Consider the following 20272-nt stretch of genomic DNA (forward strand, 5'->3'; position numbering starts at 1 on the left):
CTCATGCGACAGCCCCTTTTTTCTTAGCCAATCAGACGTTTAATCTGCTCTACTGCATCTCCTACGGATACAATCTGTTCTACTTCTTCTGTCGGAATCTCAATATCAAATTCTTCTTCAATCCCCATCACAATTTGGAAAATATCCAGAGAATCTGCGCCCAAATCGTCTACAAAGGTAGTATCAGGAGTAACCTCCTCTGTATCCACATTCAAAACCTCTGCTATTATCTTCTGTAATTTTTCCAATTCCATGATATATCCTCCTAAACTTCCTCTTTTTTCTCTTGTGCAACGGTCAGATTTTCTCCGATACGCTCACTGATGTGCTGCTCTTTAAAAGAGATACACTGAATAATGGAATTTTTAAATTCCTTTTCTTTGGAATTGCCGTGGCATTTTACCACCAGCCCCTTCAGTCCCAAAAGGGGTGCGCCGCCGTACTCGCTGGCATCAAAACTCTTCAGCGTTTTTTTCAAGGCGGGCTTTACTAAAAGCGCACCTGCCTTGCTGCGAAGAGAAGCCATCATGCCGCCCTTTATCTTGGAAATCAGGGTAGCCCCCAGACCTTCGTACAGCTTCAGAATTACGTTTCCCACAAAGGCCTCTGTGACAATGACGTCTGCAGCCCCTGCCGGAATGTCCCTGGCCTCAATACTGCCGATAAAGTTAATATCCTTACATTCTTTCAACAGCGGATACGTTTCTTTTACAAGGGCATTTCCCTTCTCTTCCTCCACGCCGATATTGACAATTCCCACTCTGGGATTCTTTACTCCCATTACATGTTCCATATAAATAGACCCCATGCGTGCAAACTGTACCAGATGAGAAGAACGGGCATCTACATTGGCCCCGCAGTCAATGAGCAGGGATACCCCATCCTTAGTGGGAATGAGAGGGGCCAGAGGCGCTCTCTCCACACCTTTAATTCTGCCTACAATGGTAGTTCCCCCTACTAATATAGCCCCTGAACTGCCTGCAGAAACAAAGGCGTCTGCCTCTCCTCTTCGGACCATTTTCATACCTACCACAAGAGAAGAATCCTTCTTTCCGCGGATAGCCGCTACCGGCGGTTCTCCTGTTTCAATAACTTCACCGGCCGGTACAATTTCCAGTCGTTCCTCTGGATAGGTACAGGATTCCAGTTCCTTTTCCAGTATCTCCCGTTTTCCAACCAGAAATATCTGAACATTTTCTCTTTCCTGTAAGGCTGCCACAGCGCCCTTTACAGCTTCTGTAGGCGCATAATCGCCTCCCATGGCGTCTACGGCCACTTTAATTATGTTTTCCATGTCTTGCCTCCTGTCATACCTATCACTGATTTTACTAAACATCTATAAAAAATGCAAGGATTCTCCTGAGAGAATCCTTGAAAAAAATATATTACTGTGCAGGCTGCTCGTCACCCTGGGCCTCTTCAGCCGGCTGCGCTTCCGCGTCTGCAGTTACAATGACCTCTTTTGTATCACTGGTCACCCGATTTGTGGAATTTTCTATGGTGCTGATAGCCACTGCATAATAATACATGGTTCCCTCTTCCTGGGTAGAAGGTGTAAAAGTATTTTCCGTCTCTCCCTCAATCACAGTTCCGCCGCCATTGGTATTGGTCTGACTCTTATACCACTGATAGGTAATAGTTCCGCCATCAGAAGAAGTAGCTTCCACAGTCAGGGGCTCTGCTGTATCTCCTTTTTTATATGTCACAGAACCGCTTAAATTGGTGGTCAGTTCCGGCTTGGCCACCTCAATTTTAGACTCTGTACTCTCCTCTTTCTCTGTGCTGTCTTCCTCCGCCTTCTGGGAATCTGTTTTCTCCAGAACCTTGTCCAGCACATGCTCTGCTTTGCATGCTATCATGGAAAATGCCAGACAGCTCAAAGTCAGTATTATCATCGCTTTTTTCAGCCATTTATTTTTCACGGTATTACCTCCTTGTCATTCTTACTCCCTCACATATATTAACTTATTTTTTCAAAAACCGCAAGTTTTTCCTTTAAAATATTACAAAAATATTAATTTATATGTGTCAGAAATGTGTCAAAGACGCAAAATAAGAGGCCTGAACAAATGCCAGACCTCTTATTTTATAAGGAAAACTAAGCTTCTTCCATGTTGATGATTTCTTTTTTGTTGTAAGAACCACAAGTTTTACAAACTCTGTGAGGCATCATTAATGCGCCACATTTGCTGCATTTTACTAAGTTCGGAGCGCTCATTTTCCAGTTTGCTCTTCTTTTATCTCTTCTTGCTTTAGAAGATTTATTCTTTGGACAGATGGACATAGGTTACACCTCCTTAAATTTGCTAAATATATCACTGATTACCGCCATTCTGGGGTCAGGGCTGGACTGGTCACAGTCACAAGAGCCTTCGTTCCAATCTTTCCCGCATTTGGGACAGATTCCCCGGCAGTCCTCTTTACATAGAACCCTTAAAGGCCAATGGATTAAAATCTCATTATGCACTAACTGCTCTACGTCCAGGCTGCAACCTGTGACATAATTAATTTCATCTAAGTCTTTTATCCTGTCTTCCTTTGAGGCCTGCATATCAATCTCCTGCTCAAAGTTTATGTCAAATTCAGTGGGAACATCCTTTAAACACTTATCACAGGGAATGTTGACAGTTATCCTGCCCTTCGCCTCGATTTTCAGAACCTTCTTTCCCGTATTTGTAATAGTCAGCGAAAGGGGCTCTTTTTCCGCAACTGGGAAGTCTCCCAGTTTTGATTGAAAGGAATCCATGGAAACAGGTGCTTCAACAACCTGTGTCTTTCCTTCCAGGGATAAAATTTCCGATAAATCAATTAGCATAATAGTCTCCTAATCACACCTTGTAAATTATACATAGGATTTTATGGTTTGTCAACCATTATTTTTGAACTAATTCAGCTGTTTCCTGGCAAATTGCCAATTCTTCGTTTGTAGGAACAATTGCAACAGTTACTTTCGAATCCGGTGTAGAGATAACTTTGTTTTCTCCTCTTGTCTGGTTTGCTTCTTCGTCCAGAGTGATTCCCAGGTAGCTTAAACCTTTGACAACCGTTTCTCTTACAGGAATTGCATTTTCACCGATACCACCTGTAAAGGCAATGGCATCCACACCATTCATAGCTGCTGCGTAAGAACCGATGTATTTGATGATTCTGTAGCACAGACAGTCTACTGCACGTTTCGCATCTTCGTTGCCCTGCTCTCTGGCTTCGTTTAAATCACGGAAATCGCTGGAAAGTCCTTTGGAAAGTCCCATCAGACCGGATTTTTTATTCAGAATATTTACCATTTCCGCAACATCAATATTTTCTTTTTTGCAAATAAAATCTAAAACAGCCGGATCCAGATCACCGGAACGCGTTCCCATTACCAGACCTTCCAACGGTGTAAGACCCATGGAAGTATCTACACATTTACCGTTCACTACCGCACTGATGGAAGAACCGTTTCCTAAATGAGCAACAATAACTTTAGAGTTATCCGGGTCTAATCCCAGGAACTTGATGGTTTCTTTGGAAACAAATCTGTGAGAAGTTCCGTGGAAGCCGTATTTACGAACTTTATATTTTTCATAATATTCATATGGAATAGCATACATATATGCTTTTTCCGGCATGGTCTGATGGAAAGCCGTGTCAAAGACTGCTACATTCGGTTTGCCAGGCATTAATTCCATACATGCACGGATACCCATTAAGTTTGCAGGATTGTGCAGAGGTCCTAAATCACAGCATTCTTCAATAACAGAGATAACCTCGTCATCAATGATGCAGGAATCGGAAATTTTTGCACCGCCGTGCAGAACACGGTGTCCGATAGCTTCTACTTCATCTAAGCTTTTCAATACACCTGTTTTCGGATTTACCAGTGCATCCAGAACCATTTTGATGGCCTCTGTATGTGTTGGCATAGATGCCTCTGTCGTTTCCTTTTCTCCGCCTGTTGGCTGATATACCAGTCTTCCGTCAAGTCCGATACGCTCGCACAGACCTTTTGCTGCTACGGCTTCTGTCTCGGAATTGATTAACTGGAATTTCAGTGATGAACTTCCGCAGTTTACTACTAATACGTTCATATTTTCTTCCTCCGCTATCATTAGATAATCTATACAGAATTTCTGTATCTTTGGCCTTTAAAAAGACCATTCTTAGAAGTATTATACAACGTTTTTGTGGGACAAACAAGTTCTAAAGTTAAAACAGTTTGTCTTTCTCTCATTTATTGCAGCATTCTTATCACAAAGAAAACACTCTCCAGCCCGGCAACCACACTTCCCATAACAAAAAGTATGGTATTCGCCAATCCATATGCATGGAACCATCCTAAGGATACCCCGCCTTTCAAAGGATAGAGCAGCCTTACTCTTCTCTTATTAAATATGTCTGTCGCAAGATGAGATATAAATCCTACTGCAAAATAAATAACCGCGTTTTTCCATATCACTCCCACTGCACAAGAGAGCAGTATCAATGCTAAGATCGAGTGCATAAATGACCTGTGAGGCTGTTCTTTACCAAAGGCGCAAATACCTACGAAAAGAAGTATACCAAAAATCATTTTTCCATAACCGCTGCTATATATCACCCTGTTTATAATCCCCGTATGAAAAAACTTGTCCAAAAACAAGGCCAAGGCTATAACAGCCACTGAAAGCCCTGTTATTTTATCCGCATCTTTATGTGAAGCTGATGTTCCCACATCAATATCACTTATCAATGCACCCAATCCGCCAATGCCAACAGCAAGAATCATTTCAGAAACACTGGCGGGCTGTGTCACTGCTAAAGCAGCCGCAATTCCTACTGTCATGTGTGTTTTTCCTAACAAAATATTCTCCTTTGTTTCTATTTGTCCTGGTGATGGATTGTATAAAGCGTCTATGACACCTCTGCCAGTTTCACTTTACACCGTTTCATATAACACGCAATTCCATATTTTAAAATTTTATCTACTCCGTTTTCCCGGAGTTCTTCGTCATACTTCCGTTCCTCCTTATACCTCTTCACATCAACCCTTTCACGCTGCGTTAAATATCCGGTCATAAATAAAAGGCTCCAGACGTTCTCTAAAGACTGATACATTTCCGGATAGATAAGTTCTTGATGAATTTCTTAACAGCATCATTACTGCTGGTATTGATCCAATAGTTTTCCGGGAAAGAATCTGCATAATCTTTTATTTTATCACAGTAGTTCAATAATTTCTTATGGTATCATTGCTCTTTCAGTTTATATGCTGTTGGGAGTTATGATACAGAAAGATGAGTTTTATATCTTTGGGTACAGACCAGTGTTAGTTTTGTCTGGTTCAATGGAGCCGTATATGGAAACAAACTCCATTGCTATTGTACAGAAAACGAAAGGCATCAAAGAAGACGATGTAGTTATGTTTCGTATAAATGAAGATACAAAGGTTTGCCACCGAGCAGTTACTATTGATGCTGAAGGTAACATCACAACAAAAGGTGACAACAACGAGAAAGCGGATGACGACACTTTAATCAAAGTATATCATCTCTTCCACGAAACAGTCAACCTTGCCACAAGTGGCAACTCCCCCCACCACTAAATGAAATGAGAAAGGCTACCAAATACCTCTCAGTAAATAGTAGCCTGCTCTTAATACCCTATTTCGTTGTCAGCATATTCTGCTTGATTTCTTCAATTTGCTCTTTTGAAAAGCCTGTTGCTCTCATAATAACTACTGTATCTACTTCATCTTTAATTAAACTTTCTGCCATACGAATAGTACGTTTTTGTTCAGCTAAGTTGATTGCCTCTTGTTTCTCTTCTTCTAATATCTGGAATACTTTCGTCATGCTCAAATACCTCCTTACTACCTTTGCATAATCTCTGTCTATAAACTTATCACTGCTCACCAGAATACCTGTGATAACAAATGCCTGTGTGTTTTCATCATCAATCTGTTTAGCCAAATCTACTACTTGCTCAATCATTCTCTGTTTTTCTTCTTTGCCTTTCTTGGCAAGTGGAAGAATGATAAGCTGCATAAGTTCCTTATCTGATAATGTTTCATTATTCTCCAGTTTCTTTTTAATAGATTGGTAGATTTCAGCATCTGGCAGGCTATGAATGAATACCTGCTCCATTTTCAGAGTCAAACATGGTATTTCCCACGTATCTTCTGCGTGTTCCACGTCTCCCGTATAAATTACAATCATACGCAGTTTAGGTATGACTTTGTTCTGTGAGTCATATCTGTGCATAATCCTGCCAATATAGTTAATATACTTCACACGATTAGAAGCCTTATTTTCTGACTCATAGTCTACGATTGCCACTGTGTCATCTTCCAGTAAAAACACATTGTCGATACGCATTTCATTTGCCGAAACTGCTGGCAAATTTGTAGGCAATACTTCCTTAATCTTTGGTAGTTTTAAGCCGTAAGCCTCAAAGGATTTCTCCTTATAGGTTTCGCTCATCAGCTTAAATTCAATGTCTTTGTTCTGATACGCTATCCCTTCTGACAATGCAATCCCTCCTTTGATATATTATAACAGTTTCCAATGGGTTCAGTCAAATACAATGAGCTGTCTAACCGTTGGATTGTCGGCATTGTAACTCTGTGGAACGGAGATGTCAATATCATTTTTAGGGAGTGTTTCTGTGGGGGATATATGAGAGTGAAGATACCAAAACTCATAAGGATTTACACAAAGAACAGACCGCTAAATACATACCAGTAAATAGCAGCCTGCTCTTAATACCCTATTTATCTTTTACACTTACATCTTCCATGGTTAAATGTGCCAATCTCAATACCTGTATATGACTGGCATGGTTCTTAAGTAATTCTATTGCAGTAGCAACATTTTTATCCAGCTACCAAAGCTGCCTCAGCTTCAGCCCTCGTTGGATAATAACCTATGGTCTTTAAGTTCTGTTTACATCTGCCTGTTTCTTGATTTAACTCCCAGCCTACGGTGACTCTCACCCTCCAAGGATTTCTCCGCTTACCTCCTTTCATCTTATAAATGTTACCAGAACCATTTGCACGTCTCATATAGACACACTCCTCCCAAATAAATTTTTCACTTTACTTACACGAACTCAAAGCGTATCTAACATCTGTTCAAAAACCCTAATATGAGAAAGCCTTAACCCACCATAAACTCAAGTGTGGCTTGTGTGGCTTGTAGAGTGTGGCTTGCGTGTGGCTTTTATGAGTCTTTTAGACAAAAAAACAGGACTCCCCAAGCCGAACTACGACTTGAGAAGCCCCTTAAAATCAAGGTTTTTCGCCCCTATATTAGAATTTTCCAGCCTTAGCTGCTTCCTCAACAGCTACAGCTACAGCTACAGTCATACCAACCATCGGGTTGTTACCTGCGCCGATAAGCCCCATCATTTCCACGTGAGCCGGTACAGAAGAAGAACCTGCAAACTGAGCGTCAGAGTGCATACGTCCTAAGGTATCTGTCATACCGTAAGAAGCCGGGCCTGCTGCCATATTGTCTGGGTGAAGAGTACGTCCTGTACCACCGCCTGATGCAACAGAGAAGTATTTCTTTCCTGCTTCGATACGTTCCTTCTTGTATGTACCTGCTACCGGGTGCTGGAAACGTGTCGGGTTTGTAGAGTTACCTGTGATAGAAACGTCAACGTCTTCTTTCCACATGATAGCCACGCCTTCACGAACATCGTTTGCTCCGTAGCAGTTTACTTTTGCACGAAGTCCGTCAGAGTATGCTTTGCGGAATACTTCTTTTAATTCGCCTGTGTAGTAATCGTATTCTGTTTCTACATATGTAAATCCGTTGATACGAGCAATAATCTGAGCAGCATCCTTTCCTAATCCGTTTAAGATAACGCGAAGAGGCTCTTTACGAACTTTGTTTGCTTTTTCAGCAATACCGATAGCGCCTTCTGCTGCTGCGAAAGATTCATGTCCTGCTAAGAATGCGAAACATTTTGTATCTTCTTCCAGAAGCATTTTTCCTAAGTTACCATGTCCAAGACCTACTTTACGCTGGTCTGCAACAGAACCCGGGATACAGAAAGACTGAAGACCTTCACCGATAGCTGCTGCTGCATCTGCTGCTTTCTTGCAGCCTTTTTTGATTGCGATAGCAGCGCCTACTGTGTAAGCCCATTTTGCGTTTTCAAAACAGATTGGCTGAATACCTTCAACCATTTTATATACATCTAAACCGGCTGCTTTTGTTACTTCTGCAGCTTCTTCAATAGAGTTCATTCCGTACTCTTTTAAAACAGCCAGAATCTGTTTTTCTCTTCTTTCATATGATTCAAATAAAGCCATTATTCTATCCTCCTGATTTCTATATCTGACACTTCCGTCTGATTACTCTTTACGTGGGTCGATAATCTTAACAGCGTCGTTTACACGTCCGTACTGACCCTGAGCTTTTTCAAATGCTGTGTTTGCATCATCGCCGGCTTTGATGAAGTCCATCATCTTGCCAAAGCTTACGAATTTGTATCCGATGATTTCATCGTCTTCGTTTAATGCGATGCCTGTAACATAGCCGTCTGTCATTTCCAGATAACGAGGACCTTTCTTTAATGTTCCGTACATTGTACCAACCTGAGAACGAAGTCCTTTTCCAAGGTCTTCCAGACCAGCACCAATCGGCAGACCGTCTTCAGAGAATGCACTCTGTGTACGTCCGTATACAATCTGTAAGAATAATTCTCTCATAGCTGTGTTAATCGCATCACAAACCAGGTCTGTGTTTAATGCTTCAAGCAGTGTTCTTCCTGGCAAGATTTCTGATGCCATAGCAGCAGAATGTGTCATACCTGAACATCCGATAGTTTCTACCAGTGCTTCCTGAATGATACCTTCTTTTACGTTTAATGTTAATTTACAGGTACCCTGCTGAGGCGCACACCAGCCTACACCGTGTGTTAAACCAGAGATATCTTTGATTTCTTTTGCTTTTACCCACTTTGCTTCTTCCGGAATTGGAGCTGCACCGTGATTCACGCCCTGTGCTACCGGGCACATTGTTTCTACTTCATGTGAATAAATCATTTTAAAACTCCTTTCAAGTATGTATACTTACAAGTGCGTTAATCATTTAACGTCTTATTCAAACCTATTTTCTCATAAAACCGCAAAAAAATCCAGACCTATTTTCTCTTTTTTTCCAAAATTCTGTCTAAAAAAGATACCGCAGCACTTCCATAATCCCGGTAAGGCCCAGACTGTAGAGAAAAATAGAACCCGGCTTTCCCAGAAAAATAATTGCCGCAAATTTTTTCAAGGACATAGGGGTAAGCCCTGCAATATAGCAAAGCAAATCATCTGGCGCCACAGGAAGAAAAATAGCTACTGCAAATGCTTTATCGAAAGCCTTCCCTTTTTCCAGCCAGCCAATATACTTTTCATAATTCTTTTCTCCCACCATCTGACGGACAAAAGGTCTTCCGTACCGTTTGGAAAGCAGAAAGGCCAATATGGAACCAAGGGAAATCCCCACATAATTGTATACAAATCCCCAGACCGGTCCGAAAATCAGGACACCGCCCAGACAGCCCACTGCTCCGGGCAAAATAGGAATCACCACCTGCACCATCTGAATCACAATAAACAGCGCCGGCGCAAAAAGGCCAAACTGGCTTAAAAAAGCCTTTAATGCGTCTGCAGACACAAAGAGCTGATGCCGGATTCCATACCAGATAAACCACCCCATACCTATCAGGCCTATGAGTGTGCAGAGATTCAGATATACTGCTGTTTTCTGTTTTTCCATACCAATTCCTCTTTTCTTTCTTTGCCTAAAAGATTCCTTTTGTTTTTCAGCTTTTTTCCTTCTGCCGATTCGCGAAATACCTTTTCATAAAATGCTTTCCACTGGTTTCCCACCGCAGTTCTGCTGTATCTCTCATGACCCTCATAGGAAGCATGCGCGCTTCTCTGATAAAAATCCGGTTCTTCTTTCAGCTGGCGCAGCGTCCGTACAAACTCTTCTGTATTTCTTCCAGTCAACGCATGGTCAAAAAGAATGGGTCTGTACTCAGGCAAATCCCGCACCAAAACCGGCAAAGCACAATTCATGGATTCCAGAATGGTCATGGGAAACAGTTCTTCATAGGAAGGCAGAAACATCACATCCGCCATATTGTAGACCTCGTTCATTTTCTCTCGGTCCACCAGTCCCAGAAACTTCACATTGGAGGGCAGATTTTTCATCAGAGCCCGAATCTCTTCGTATCCTTCTGATATCTTTCCAAAAGAAAAACCTCCGGCCCATACAAACTGACAATCCGGCATTCTTCGTGCTGTTTCCACAAATTCAAAGACACCCTTTCGCTTCTGCAGCTGCCCCACACATAAAACAGTAAAGGCATCCGGATCCATGTGGCATTTTTTCCGGATTTTCTTTCTCTTTTCCCCGGAGATAGGATAAAAAGACTCCTCGGAAACCACATTGGGAATGTATGTGATTTTCTCTCTGGGAATACCGTACTGTGCCAGTTTGTCAATAAACACCGGATTGACCGTTACCAGATAATCCATTCTCCGGTAAAAAGAAATCGTATATTTATAGAAAAGATTCTTTACCGCTCTTGGAAGAGAAATGCTGTTTTCCACAGTTTCCGGCAAAAAGTGTACATATCCCACAGCCGTCCCCTGTTTTTTCCGTTTGTCAATCGAGAGATAGTATTCCGGATTAATGGAGTGATAGTGCGTAATTTCGCAGGCTTTTTTTGAATTTTCCAGAATCACGGCACTGCCCTTCATAACCTGTCTGGCAAGCGCCACCTGCTCATCATGAGCGGAAAGCACACCCTGCCCTTTTACCATATCTGCTTTTGATAACATATTTATTTTTCTCATAACCCTACACTCCTCTTCTCAACATATTTTTCCGGTTCCAGACTGCCAGAAATTCCCTGGAAAATCCTTTTTCTTCCTGTACAGCCAGGGAAAGCTTTGCCATACCCTGTCGTACCAGTACTTCTTTATAAATACATTCTGCCATAGTGCAAAAATTCCAGGTAGAATACAGATAGGCGGTCTCTCTGGCACATTTTCCCATCTGCACTCTCCGGCTTTCCTTCTCCAGCAGATATTCTAAATGCATTTTAAAATATGCATAGGAGTCATACTGGAAACCATTATATCCGTCTGTCACAACCTGGTTTAAACAATCATCTTTCCTGCACAGGGCCGGAACTCCACTGGCAAGGGCTTCGATATAGGTAATCCCCTGGGTTTCACTGTTGGAGGCACACACAAATACATCTCCCAGCTGATAATACCGGCCTACTTCCTCCGGGCTTATCATGCCCGTAAACACAGTACAGTCCTGAATTTCCAGCTCCACGGTCAGATTTTCCAGACGTTCTCTGTCCGGTCCGTCCCCGGCAATCAGAAAAGTCAGTTTTTCTCTTCCTTCTTCTCTTACCATCTGTGCAAAGAACCTTAACAATTCTTCCAGATTCTTTTCCTTTGCCAGACGTCCCACACTGACCAGTACCTGATTCTCCAAAGGAATGTTCCATTTTTTCTTTAATTCCTGCTTTTCTTCTTTTGATAAATCTCCGGAAAATCTCTGCAAATCAATTCCTGTAGGAATCACGGAAATCGGCTTCTTTACTTCATAGCCTTCCAGAATCTTCTCTACTTTCTCCGTAGGTACAATCACCTGACTGGCTTTTTTCAGCACGCTTCTGGAAAACTGTGCTACCGCTTTCTTTTCTAAAGCAGCCCCGGCTTTATGTTCTGAAATTCTTCCAGGCAGATAATGAATATAATCCTCATAAACTGTATGGTAAGTATGCAAAAGCGGACAGTTGCATTTTTTACTGATTTTGACCGCATAAGAAAAGGTCATAAACTCACACTGGGAATGTACGATATCAGGATTCCAGTGCACCAATTCCCGCACCAGCTTTTCCGTATGAGGCAGCACAGCCCTGACATTCGGATAAATTTTTTCCAGATTTATGGATTTAATATAATAAACGCCTGCTTCTTTATAAGACTCATAGCTTCTGGATAAAGTCAGAACTCTTACCTCATGTCCTCTTTCTTCCAGTTCCTTTTTTAAGTTCAGCACAGATGTCACCACTCCGTTGATAATCGGTTTATACCAATCTGTTGTGATTAATATTTTCATAAGGATTTCCCCCTTTTGGTCTTTCTCTTAAGTTGTCTTTATCATAAAAAACAGATTTAAAGAGAACAAGCAGACAATTTTAAAGTTTTTCTAAAGAATATAGAAAAAAGAACTGCAGTTTTCTCTTTCCGAAAAAACCTGCAGTTCTTCTTTTCATGCGCTTTTCTTAAATTTTCTTAATCCAGATGGATTTCCGCCAGTTCCGGCGGGGGTAACTGTCTGGAAGAGTCTTTTTTATATTTTTTCAAGTCTGCTGCTGCTTTTGCCAGAGGTACATTGGTTCCCGCACCTGCCATACAGCCGCCAGGACAACCCATACCTTCTATCATACAGCCTTTTAATTTTCCTGCTTTTGCCATAGTCAGAATTTTCTTACATTCTGCCAGGCCTTCCGCATGCTCAATGTGAACCTCTACCTCCGGATAATATTCATGAAGGCAGGATTCTACTGCGCTGGCCACTCCTCCGGCAACCGCATAACCTCTTCCAGCTGCAGTTGCATTATGAAGAGAACTTTCACCCTGGCATTCTTCGGGATGAATTCCCTTTGCCTCAAACATTCCTGCCAGCTCCTCAAAGGTAATGACAAAATCCACGTCACTTCGTACCGATTTTCTGGAAGCCTCCAGTTTTTTCGAAGCACAAGGGCCAATAAACACCACATGAGCCTCCGGATAACGCTGCTTAATGGTTCTTGCAGTTGCCACCATAGGCGTCAGCTCCTGAGAAATATTCCCAATCATATCCGGGAAGAACTTCTTTGCAAGCATGCTCCAGGAAGGACAGCAGGAAGTGAGCAGGAAAGGCAGTTCCCCTGTGCTGACTTTCTCTGCATAGTGATGTGCCTCAGCAACTGCTCCAATATCTGCTCCCAGAGCCACTTCATAGACATCTGCAAAGCCCAGTTCCTGCAAAGCCGCCTTTAATTTTTTCGGTGTCACATCAGGCCCAAACTGCCCTATAAAAGCCGGCGCTACTTCTGCGATAATCTGTTTTCCCTCTTTCAGTGCATGGGCAAGCTGAAAAATCTGTGATTTATCAGAAATAGCTCCAAACGGGCAGTTTACCATGCACATACCGCAGGAAACACACTTCTCATTGTTGATTTTGGCTCTTCCCAATTCATCACTTTCAATAGCATTTACACCACAGGCTCTGGCACAGGGACGCTCCTTTTTGGCAATGGCATCATATGGACAGACTGATTTGCATTTTCCGCATTTAATGCATTTTTCCTGGTTGATAATGGATTTGCCCTTTACAATGCTGATAGCGCCCTTTGGACAGACCTCCTTACAAGGATGCGCCACACAGCCTCTGCACATATTGGAAACCTCATACATCTTAGGCTCACAGGCATCACAGGCCGAAGGTATGACCTGCATAAGCGGCGGCTCATAATATTTCTCGTCAATGTTGCTGGCCTCAAGACCTGCGGTAATATGTACGGCTGCATTTTCCGGCCGAAGAGACATTCCCATGGCAAGGCGGACTCTCTCACTGGCCACTGCTCTTTCCCGGTAAATACTTTCCCGGTATGTTGCCCTCTCCTGTACAATATGATAAGGAATGGCCTCAATATCAGCCACCAGGGTCTCCGGTTCCGATTCAAAACCCACACGGGCAATCTCTTTAAATACTTTGTGACGGATTCTTTTTACATTTGTATCCAGACTTCTCATTGCATTCTTCCTTTCCTGCATTTTTTCTGAAATCCCTGTTGTTTATAATAAACACAATTTTATTTCTTTGCAAGAAATTGCAGGTACTTTATTCAATACAAAGGCATCTTGTGCTATAATAAATGCAATTTGAACTTCTTCAAACAAAAAAACACCAGAAAGGATACTGCTTATGTTTTATAAAATCAGATACCCTGATACCGCAAAAAATACACTGCTTCCTCCGCTGCTTACCGGCAGCGCCCTAAAATGGATTGCCCTTGTCACCATGCTGACAGACCATATTGGAGCTGTTTTTCTGGAAAGCGGCGTAATTTCCGCTTACAACCAACAGCTTTCTTCTGCCTGGGACTTTGAAACCACCTCTTTCCTGTACCAGGCAGACCGGATACTCCGGTCAGTAGGAAGAATTTCCTTCCCCATTTTCTGTTTTCTTCTGGTGGAAGGCTTTGTCCATACCTCCAACCGTAAGAAGTATGCCCTGCGGCTCTTTCTTTTTGCCTGTGTGTCTGAACTGCCCTTTGATTTGTGCTTTAACGGCGGTCTGTTGGAGTTTTCCTACCAGAACGTGATGTTTACCCTTCTTATCGGTTTTCTCACCCTCTGGCTCATGGACATCGTCAGACAAAAAAATCCCGTCCTCCTGCTTTTTGCGGCAGGGGGAGGGATTCTTCTCGGAAAATTGTTTGCTGCTGATTACAACTGGAAAGGGATTGTACTGATTCTCATTTTATACCTGTTTTATTCCTATCCTCTGGAAAAAACCATTGCAGGATGTCTCTCTCTTTTATGGGAGCCTGTGGCCTGCTTTGCTTTTCTTCCCATCAACCTGTATAATCAGCAAAAAGGCAGAAGCATGAAATATTTCTTCTACCTTTTCTATCCGGCACATCTTCTGCTCTTATTTTCCTTGCGCTATGCAGTATTCGGGATTTAACATCCCGTACTGCAGGCAGCTATCTTTTTTCCACTACTTCACCCTGTTTTTTGTAAATACTGTTGGCCTGAACCACACCTCTTACAGAAGACAGGGGATAAATGTTGCTGTGGCTTCCCACCACCGTTCCCGGATTCAGTACAGAACCGCAGCCTACTTCCACTTCATCGCCCAACATAGCGCCAAACTTTTTCAATCCTGTCTCTATCTGCATTTCCTGTCCTTTTACCACCACCAGCTTTTTGTCTGATTTTACATTGGAGGTAATAGAACCTGCCCCCATATGGGATTTATAGCCTAAGATGGAATCTCCCACATAGTTATAGTGGGGTACCTGCACTTTATCAAAGAGAATTACGTTTTTCAACTCTGTGGAATTTCCCACAACCGCACCTTCGCCTACCAGTGCATTCCCCCGGATAAAAGCACAGTGACGGACTTCCGCCTCTTTTCCAATAATGGCCGGGCCATGGATATAGGCCGTTGGCGCCACCTTTGCAGATTTGGCAATCCACACATCTTCTCCTCTTTTTTCATATTCCTCTTCGCTTAATGCATTTCCCAGCTTCACCAAAAAAGCGCTGATTTCCGGCAGCACTTCCCATGGATAGATTTTGCTCTCCAACAGTTCCTTTGCCATGGTTTTACTTAAATCACTGTATAATTCCTGAATTTTCAACTGTTCCATTTTTACCTTCCTTTCTCTGTATCACATCGGTTGCTTTTTCTGGTTTTATTGCCCGTTCCCTTTTGATAATACTGAGCCGCCGCATCGAAAAACTGCTTTAACATCAGCTGGTTTCTAAGTCCCAGAACCCCCTGGGTCCAGGAGCGGATAAAGCGTTCCAGTTTCTCCATATATTCCTGTGGGGTAATGCTGCCTTCAGCCACATAAGTCAGTCCCTTTTCCCAGCTTGCCGTCAATTCCGGGCTCAATAAAGAACGGATAGAAGCATTGACCACATCAAAAATCATTTCTCCCAGCAAGGTGGGGGTAATGACCTGCGTCTTTTTATTCAGTGCCAGATACTGAATGGTTACCAGTTTTTTCAGAATTTCCGCTCTGGTAGCGCTGGTTCCAATTCCGCTTCCCTTAATCTGGGCCCGCAATTCCTCATCTTCAATCAGCTGCCCTGCATTTTCCATCGCCAGAATCATAGAACCGGAGGTATACCGCTTAGGCGGCGATGTTTCTCCCTCCTTGATGAAAAACCGTTGGATGGAGAGAATACTTCCCTTTCGGATATTCTGCAGCATTTCCAGAAAAGCGCTGTCCTGTGTTTCTTCTTCCGAGGTTTCCTCCTCTTTCTTTTTCCCGAAAGAATACCCGCTTACCTTCAAATACCCTTCGGAAACCAGCACTTTAAAAGAAGAAAACAGCCGTTCTTTTTCCCTGACAGACACCAGACTGATTTTCTGGTAAACAGCCGGAGGATAAAAAATACTCAAAAATCTGCGCACAATCACTTCATACACCTTTTCCCCCTGCACAGAAACGCTTCGCAGCGCATTTAACCCCTGTCCTGTGGGAATAATGGCATAATGGTCTGTAATCTGCTTGTCATTGACATAGCGGGTTTTCAAAAGATTTTTATACATCTGTCCGGCCAGAATTTCTTCTGCATAAGCCCCCACATGGACAAAACTGCGCAGTCCGCCTATATTTTTCTGAATCTCTTTTGCCACGGCAGTGGAAAGCACACGGGCATCGGTTCTGGGGTATGTAACCAGCTTCTTTTCATACAATTCCTGCACGATTTTCAGCGTTTCATCGGGGCTTAACTTAAACAGCCTGGAACACTCATTCTGTAGTTCTGCCAGGTTAAAAAGCAGCGGCGGATTTTTATTTTCCTTTTTCCGCTCAATCTTTTCTACCACCGCCTGCAAAGGGGGATTGGCAGACAGTAATTCTGCCAGTTCCTTTGCTGTTTCCTTTTTCTTAAATCCATTTTCCTTATATAAAAGGGGGGATTGGAAATAACGGCTGCCTTGTGTGGCTCTCCACTCTCCTTCAAAAGAGTGTCCCTGCAGTTCAAATTTTCCCAGCACCCGGTAAAAAGGCGTCTTCACAAACTCCCGGATTTCCCGCTCCCTGCGTACCACCATACCCAGGACACAGGTCATAACTCTCCCCACTGAAATGGCCTGGTAGCGGCTGCCCAGATAATTGGAAACCGCATTGCCATATTTTAGAGAAAGCAGTCTGGAAAAATTAATGCCCATAAGATAGTCTTCCTTCGCCCGCAGATAGGCCGAAGCCGAAAGGTTATCGTACTCTGAAAGCGATTTCGCCTCCCGGATTCCCCGGATAATCTCCTCCTCTGTCTGAGAGTCAATCCACACTCGCTTCTGTTCCTTATCTTTTACGCCTGCCATCATGGCTACCAGACGGTAAATATATTCCCCTTCCCGCCCGGAGTCCGTACAGACATAGATAGTTTCCACATCTTTGCGGTTCAGCAGTCCGCTGACAATATCAAACTGCTTTTTCACCGAAGGAATCACTTCGTATTTAAAGTCTTCCGGCAAAAAGGGCAGCGTATCCAGACTCCATCTTTTCAGCGCCGGGTCATAGGCTTCGGGATAGCTCATGGTTACCAGATGTCCCACACACCAGGTTACAATGGTGTTTTCCGATTCCAGATAACCATCTTTTCTGGATGTATTCAATTTCAGCGCCTTGGCAAATTCCTGGGCGACACTTGGTTTTTCGGCTATAAATAATGATTTGCTCATGAAAGCTCCTCTTTTGCTTTTAATTTCTTTACAATGCTTTTTATCTTAACACAGGTTGGGATATGCGTCAAATTTCTGACGTTTTCTACCCCTTTCAGAGCCGAAAAACCAGTGCCTGCTTTTGCATAATCTGACACTGGTTTCCCCGGATTTTTCTTTCGTAATATTTATTTCTTTGTAATATAACCTTTTGCTTTCAAGGTTTCTGCACAAAGCACAGCTCCGCCTGCCGCACCGCGAACCGTATTGTGGGAAAGTCCGATAAACTTGTAATCATACACTTTATCTTCTCTTAAACGGCCTATGGAAATTCCCATGCCATTTTCATAATCTACATCCAACTGTACCTGTGGGCGGTTGTCTTCTTCCATGTACTGAATAAACTGCTTCGGTGCACTTGGCAGTTCCAGTTCCTGGGGAAGTCCTTTGAAGTTTACCAGTTTTTCAATCAGCTGTTCTTTGGTGGGGTTCTTTCTGAACTTCACAAATACGGCTGCAGTATGTCCGTTTAATACCGGAACGCGCACACACTGGCAGGTAATCACCGGTTCTTTGGCCGGCTCAATCACGCCGTCCTTAATTTCGCCCCAGAGACGAAGAGGTTCCATTTCACTCTTTTCTTCTTCACCGCCGATATAAGGAATGATATTTTCTACCATTTCCGGCCAGTCTTTGAAAGTCTTTCCTGCGCCGGAAATTGCCTGGTAAGTAGTGGCTACTACTTCATATGGCTCAAATTCCTTCCATGCAGTAAGCACTGGCGCGTAACTCTGGATGGAACAGTTTGGCTTTACAGCCACAAAGCCCTTTGTTGTGCCCAGACGTTTTTTCTGGAACTCAATCACCTCAAAATGCTGCGGGTTGATTTCCGGCACTACCATCGGTACGTCCGGTGTCCATCTGTGGGCGCTGTTGTTGGAAACAACAGGGGTTTCGGCCTTTGCATATTCCTCTTCAATCGCTTTGATTTCTTCTTTGGACATATCCACTGCTGAAAATACAAAATCCACCGTAGAAGCAACCTTTTCCACCTCTGCCACGTTCATGACAATAAGTTTTTTCACTGCTTCCGGCATAGGAGTTGTCATTTTCCAACGACCTCCTACAGCCTCTTCATATGTTTTTCCTGCACTTCTTGCACTTGCTGCCACTGTTACGACTTCAAACCATGGATGGTTTTCCAGAAGAGAAATAAATCTCTGTCCGACCATACCTGTAGCTCCTAAAATTCCAACTCTTAATTTTTCACTCATCTGTCTATTCTCCTTACCCTATGCCTGCAAAACGCTTTGTCTGCAGCCGGCTTTTTCTGACTCAGCCATTTTACTGTTTCAACCGCCTTTGCGCCGCAAACGTCTTTGCTACACGCACATTTGTTTTCGTTAAACACTACTATAACAAATTTTTCCAAAATGTCAAGAATTTCTTTTTATTCTTCCAGATATTTTTTATTCTGCTTCAGTACCTCTTTCATGGCTTCTGAGCCTGGCGCACCAATGGTATTTCTCTTCTCTACACAATTTTTCATACTGATAGCCTCGTAAATGTCTTCCTCAAAAACCGGACTGATGGCTTTGTATGCTTCTAAAGACATCTCGTCCAGAGAAATATTCTTCTCCAGGCAGTAAAGCACCAGACGGCCAACAATGCCGTGGGCATCTCTGAAAGGCACACCCTTGTTCACCAGATAATCTGCTGCATCTGTGGCATTCGTAAAGCCGTTTTTCGCACTCTTTTCCATATTTTCTTTTTTAAATTCCAAAGTGGACAGCATACCGTTAAACAGCGCAATACATCCTTTGGCTGTATCCATGGCATCAAAAGCCAATTCCTTGTCTTCCTGCATATCCTTATTGTAAGCCAGAGGAATTCCCTTCATGGTAGTAAGCAAAGACATAAGCGCCCCATAAACCCTTCCTGTTTTTCCTCTTACCAGTTCGGCAATATCCGGATTCTTCTTCTGAGGCATAATACTGCTGCCCGTACTGTAAGCGTCGTCAATTTCCACGAACTGATATTCATTGGAATTCCACAAAATCATCTCTTCGCAAAAACGGCTCAGATGCATCATAATCATGGATAAATCGGACAAAAATTCAATCAGATAATCCCTGTCTGCCACAGAATCCATACTGTTCAAAGTAGGACCGTCAAAGCCCAACGCCTGCGCAGTATATTCCCGGTTCAGAGGGTAGGTAGTTCCTGCCAGCGCCCCGCTTCCAAGAGGACAGAGATTCAATCTCTTTCCTGTATCCTTCAAACGACTTCTGTCCCTTTTGAACATCTCAAAGTAAGCGCCCAAATGGTGGGCTGCAGTCACTGGCTGAGCCTTCTGCAAATGGGTAAAGCCAGGCATATAGGTGTGCAGATTTTCTTCCATTAATTTCTGAAGAGTTTCCAGCAGTTCTTTTAAAAGTTCGTCTGTCTCCTGAATTTCATCTCTTACATACATTTTCATATCCAAAGCCACCTGGTCATTACGGCTTCTTCCTGTATGCAGCTTCTTCCCTGCGTCTCCTTTTCTGGCAATCAGATTTGCCTCTACAAAGCTGTGAATATCTTCGTATTCCGGTGAAAACTCCAGTTTTCCGCTTTCAATATCCTTTAAAATTTCCTGCAGGCCTGATAATATCTCTTCCTTTTCCAGTTCTGTAAGAATCCCCTGCTTAGCCAGCATGGAAGCATGGGCCATACTGCCTTTGATATCCTGCTTATAAAGTCTTTTATCAAAACTCAAAGACGCATTAAAATTGTACACCAGACGGTCTGTTTCTTTTGTGAAACGACCTCCCCATAATTGTGCCATATTG

Annotated in this window: 21 protein-coding genes and 1 pseudogene; 2 read left to right on the forward strand and 20 right to left on the reverse strand. The window is 43.0% G+C overall.

Annotated features, from left to right (window positions below):
* Positions 1 to 23: 23 nt before the first annotated feature.
* From acpP to G5A70_RS16225, 8 genes and pseudogenes are all read right to left on the reverse strand, one after another.
* Positions 24 to 254, reverse strand: coding sequence for an acyl carrier protein (gene acpP / locus G5A70_RS10050; RefSeq protein WP_111919654.1), 231 nt, complete (start codon positions 252 to 254; stop codon positions 24 to 26).
* 11 nt (positions 255 to 265) lie between these two features.
* On the reverse strand, positions 266 to 1294 hold the full coding sequence (plsX, locus tag G5A70_RS10055; RefSeq protein ID WP_173749513.1) for a phosphate acyltransferase PlsX: 1029 nt from the start codon (positions 1292 to 1294) through the stop codon (positions 266 to 268).
* 91 nt (positions 1295 to 1385) lie between these two features.
* The gene (locus G5A70_RS10060) at positions 1386 to 1922 is read right to left on the reverse strand and encodes a hypothetical protein (RefSeq protein ID WP_173749514.1); all 537 of its coding nucleotides are present in this window, start codon (positions 1920 to 1922) and stop codon (positions 1386 to 1388) included.
* A 176-nt stretch (positions 1923 to 2098) separates the two neighbouring features.
* On the reverse strand, positions 2099 to 2284 hold the full coding sequence (gene rpmF / locus G5A70_RS10065; protein ID WP_173749515.1) for a 50S ribosomal protein L32: 186 nt from the start codon (positions 2282 to 2284) through the stop codon (positions 2099 to 2101).
* Positions 2285 to 2287: 3 nt separating this feature from the next.
* Positions 2288 to 2815: a YceD family protein gene (locus G5A70_RS10070; RefSeq protein WP_173749516.1), complete on the reverse strand. Its 528-nt coding sequence runs from the start codon at positions 2813 to 2815 to the stop codon at positions 2288 to 2290.
* 58 nt (positions 2816 to 2873) lie between these two features.
* Positions 2874 to 4070, reverse strand: a complete 1197-nt coding sequence (locus tag G5A70_RS10075; protein ID WP_173749517.1) for an acetate/propionate family kinase — start codon at positions 4068 to 4070, stop codon at positions 2874 to 2876.
* 143 nt (positions 4071 to 4213) lie between these two features.
* The gene (locus G5A70_RS10080; RefSeq protein ID WP_173749518.1) at positions 4214 to 4804 is read right to left on the reverse strand and encodes a metal-dependent hydrolase; all 591 of its coding nucleotides are present in this window, start codon (positions 4802 to 4804) and stop codon (positions 4214 to 4216) included.
* A gap of 68 nt (positions 4805 to 4872) precedes the next feature.
* A pseudogene (locus G5A70_RS16225) lies at positions 4873 to 5195 on the reverse strand (hypothetical protein); the annotation flags it as partial.
* A gap of 47 nt (positions 5196 to 5242) precedes the next feature.
* On the opposite strand from G5A70_RS16225, the gene G5A70_RS10090 reads away from it, so the two are divergent.
* Positions 5243 to 5563: a signal peptidase I gene (locus G5A70_RS10090; RefSeq protein WP_244092050.1), complete on the forward strand. Its 321-nt coding sequence runs from the start codon at positions 5243 to 5245 to the stop codon at positions 5561 to 5563.
* Between the two features lie 58 nt (positions 5564 to 5621).
* On the opposite strand, the gene G5A70_RS10095 is transcribed toward G5A70_RS10090, so the two are convergent.
* From G5A70_RS10095 to G5A70_RS10130, 8 genes are all read right to left on the reverse strand, one after another.
* Complete coding sequence (locus G5A70_RS10095) at positions 5622 to 6488, reverse strand: hypothetical protein (RefSeq protein ID WP_173749520.1); 867 nt, start codon at positions 6486 to 6488, stop codon at positions 5622 to 5624.
* Positions 6489 to 6832: 344 nt separating this feature from the next.
* Positions 6833 to 7021 carry a hypothetical protein gene (locus tag G5A70_RS10100; RefSeq protein WP_173749521.1) on the reverse strand — a complete coding sequence of 63 codons (189 nt, stop codon included), beginning with the start codon at positions 7019 to 7021 and terminating at the stop codon, positions 6833 to 6835.
* Between the two features lie 246 nt (positions 7022 to 7267).
* The gene (locus tag G5A70_RS10105; protein ID WP_173749522.1) at positions 7268 to 8278 is read right to left on the reverse strand and encodes a GGGtGRT protein; all 1011 of its coding nucleotides are present in this window, start codon (positions 8276 to 8278) and stop codon (positions 7268 to 7270) included.
* 42 nt (positions 8279 to 8320) lie between these two features.
* A complete protein-coding gene (locus tag G5A70_RS10110) occupies positions 8321 to 9013 on the reverse strand; it encodes an iron-sulfur cluster assembly scaffold protein (RefSeq protein WP_173749523.1) in 693 nt (230 codons plus the stop codon).
* 127 nt (positions 9014 to 9140) lie between these two features.
* Positions 9141 to 9734 (reverse strand): TVP38/TMEM64 family protein, encoded by a 594-nt coding sequence (locus G5A70_RS10115; RefSeq protein WP_173749524.1) that lies wholly within the window; start codon positions 9732 to 9734, stop codon positions 9141 to 9143.
* Positions 9704 to 10822 (reverse strand): glycosyltransferase family 4 protein, encoded by a 1119-nt coding sequence (locus tag G5A70_RS10120; protein WP_173749525.1) that lies wholly within the window; start codon positions 10820 to 10822, stop codon positions 9704 to 9706. Before G5A70_RS10120 ends, G5A70_RS10115 begins: the two co-directional genes overlap by 31 nt.
* Positions 10823 to 10826: 4 nt before the next feature.
* On the reverse strand, positions 10827 to 12107 hold the full coding sequence (locus tag G5A70_RS10125) for a glycosyltransferase family 4 protein (protein ID WP_173749526.1): 1281 nt from the start codon (positions 12105 to 12107) through the stop codon (positions 10827 to 10829).
* Between the two features lie 176 nt (positions 12108 to 12283).
* Positions 12284 to 13789, reverse strand: coding sequence for a 4Fe-4S dicluster domain-containing protein (locus G5A70_RS10130; RefSeq protein ID WP_173749527.1), 1506 nt, complete (start codon positions 13787 to 13789; stop codon positions 12284 to 12286).
* 172 nt (positions 13790 to 13961) lie between these two features.
* On the opposite strand from G5A70_RS10130, the gene G5A70_RS10135 reads away from it, so the two are divergent.
* Positions 13962 to 14726 carry a TraX family protein gene (locus G5A70_RS10135; protein WP_173749528.1) on the forward strand — a complete coding sequence of 255 codons (765 nt, stop codon included), beginning with the start codon at positions 13962 to 13964 and terminating at the stop codon, positions 14724 to 14726.
* Between the two features lie 19 nt (positions 14727 to 14745).
* Here G5A70_RS10135 and G5A70_RS10140 read toward each other — a convergent pair whose 3' ends face one another.
* From G5A70_RS10140 to argH, 4 genes are all read right to left on the reverse strand, one after another.
* Positions 14746 to 15414, reverse strand: coding sequence for a UDP-N-acetylglucosamine pyrophosphorylase (locus tag G5A70_RS10140; RefSeq protein WP_173749529.1), 669 nt, complete (start codon positions 15412 to 15414; stop codon positions 14746 to 14748).
* A 2-nt stretch (positions 15415 to 15416) separates the two neighbouring features.
* Positions 15417 to 17462 carry a DNA topoisomerase gene (locus tag G5A70_RS10145; RefSeq protein WP_173749530.1) on the reverse strand — a complete coding sequence of 682 codons (2046 nt, stop codon included), beginning with the start codon at positions 17460 to 17462 and terminating at the stop codon, positions 15417 to 15419.
* A gap of 167 nt (positions 17463 to 17629) precedes the next feature.
* Positions 17630 to 18715: an aspartate-semialdehyde dehydrogenase gene (gene asd / locus G5A70_RS10150; protein ID WP_173749531.1), complete on the reverse strand. Its 1086-nt coding sequence runs from the start codon at positions 18713 to 18715 to the stop codon at positions 17630 to 17632.
* Between the two features lie 176 nt (positions 18716 to 18891).
* Complete coding sequence (gene argH / locus G5A70_RS10155) at positions 18892 to 20268, reverse strand: argininosuccinate lyase (protein WP_173749532.1); 1377 nt, start codon at positions 20266 to 20268, stop codon at positions 18892 to 18894.
* Positions 20269 to 20272 lie beyond the last annotated feature (4 nt).

The organism is Blautia hansenii (assembly GCF_013304445.1).
Classification (GTDB): Bacteria; Bacillota; Clostridia; order Lachnospirales; family Lachnospiraceae; genus Blautia.

Excerpts from the sequence above, each read along its gene's own strand:
- acpP (WP_111919654.1), bottom strand. The coding sequence starts at position 254 with ATGGAATTGGAAAAATTACAGAAGATAATAGCAGAGGTTTTGAATGTG.
- plsX (WP_173749513.1), bottom strand. The coding sequence starts at position 1,294 with ATGGAAAACATAATTAAAGTGGCCGTAGACGCCATGGGAGGCGATTAT.
- rpmF (WP_173749515.1), bottom strand. The coding sequence starts at position 2,284 with ATGTCCATCTGTCCAAAGAATAAATCTTCTAAAGCAAGAAGAGATAAA.
- G5A70_RS10070 (WP_173749516.1), bottom strand. The coding sequence starts at position 2,815 with ATGCTAATTGATTTATCGGAAATTTTATCCCTGGAAGGAAAGACACAG.
- G5A70_RS10075 (WP_173749517.1), bottom strand. The coding sequence starts at position 4,070 with ATGAACGTATTAGTAGTAAACTGCGGAAGTTCATCACTGAAATTCCAG.
- G5A70_RS10080 (WP_173749518.1), bottom strand. The coding sequence starts at position 4,804 with ATGACAGTAGGAATTGCGGCTGCTTTAGCAGTGACACAGCCCGCCAGT.
- G5A70_RS10090 (WP_244092050.1), top strand. The coding sequence starts at position 5,243 with ATGATACAGAAAGATGAGTTTTATATCTTTGGGTACAGACCAGTGTTA.
- G5A70_RS10100 (WP_173749521.1), bottom strand. The coding sequence starts at position 7,021 with ATGAGACGTGCAAATGGTTCTGGTAACATTTATAAGATGAAAGGAGGT.
- G5A70_RS10105 (WP_173749522.1), bottom strand. The coding sequence starts at position 8,278 with ATGGCTTTATTTGAATCATATGAAAGAAGAGAAAAACAGATTCTGGCT.
- G5A70_RS10110 (WP_173749523.1), bottom strand. The coding sequence starts at position 9,013 with ATGATTTATTCACATGAAGTAGAAACAATGTGCCCGGTAGCACAGGGC.
- G5A70_RS10115 (WP_173749524.1), bottom strand. The coding sequence starts at position 9,734 with ATGGAAAAACAGAAAACAGCAGTATATCTGAATCTCTGCACACTCATA.
- G5A70_RS10120 (WP_173749525.1), bottom strand. The coding sequence starts at position 10,822 with ATGAGAAAAATAAATATGTTATCAAAAGCAGATATGGTAAAAGGGCAG.
- G5A70_RS10125 (WP_173749526.1), bottom strand. The coding sequence starts at position 12,107 with ATGAAAATATTAATCACAACAGATTGGTATAAACCGATTATCAACGGA.
- G5A70_RS10130 (WP_173749527.1), bottom strand. The coding sequence starts at position 13,789 with ATGAGAAGTCTGGATACAAATGTAAAAAGAATCCGTCACAAAGTATTT.
- G5A70_RS10135 (WP_173749528.1), top strand. The coding sequence starts at position 13,962 with ATGTTTTATAAAATCAGATACCCTGATACCGCAAAAAATACACTGCTT.
- G5A70_RS10140 (WP_173749529.1), bottom strand. The coding sequence starts at position 15,414 with ATGGAACAGTTGAAAATTCAGGAATTATACAGTGATTTAAGTAAAACC.
- G5A70_RS10145 (WP_173749530.1), bottom strand. The coding sequence starts at position 17,462 with ATGAGCAAATCATTATTTATAGCCGAAAAACCAAGTGTCGCCCAGGAA.
- asd (WP_173749531.1), bottom strand. The coding sequence starts at position 18,715 with ATGAGTGAAAAATTAAGAGTTGGAATTTTAGGAGCTACAGGTATGGTC.
- argH (WP_173749532.1), bottom strand. The coding sequence starts at position 20,268 with ATGGCACAATTATGGGGAGGTCGTTTCACAAAAGAAACAGACCGTCTG.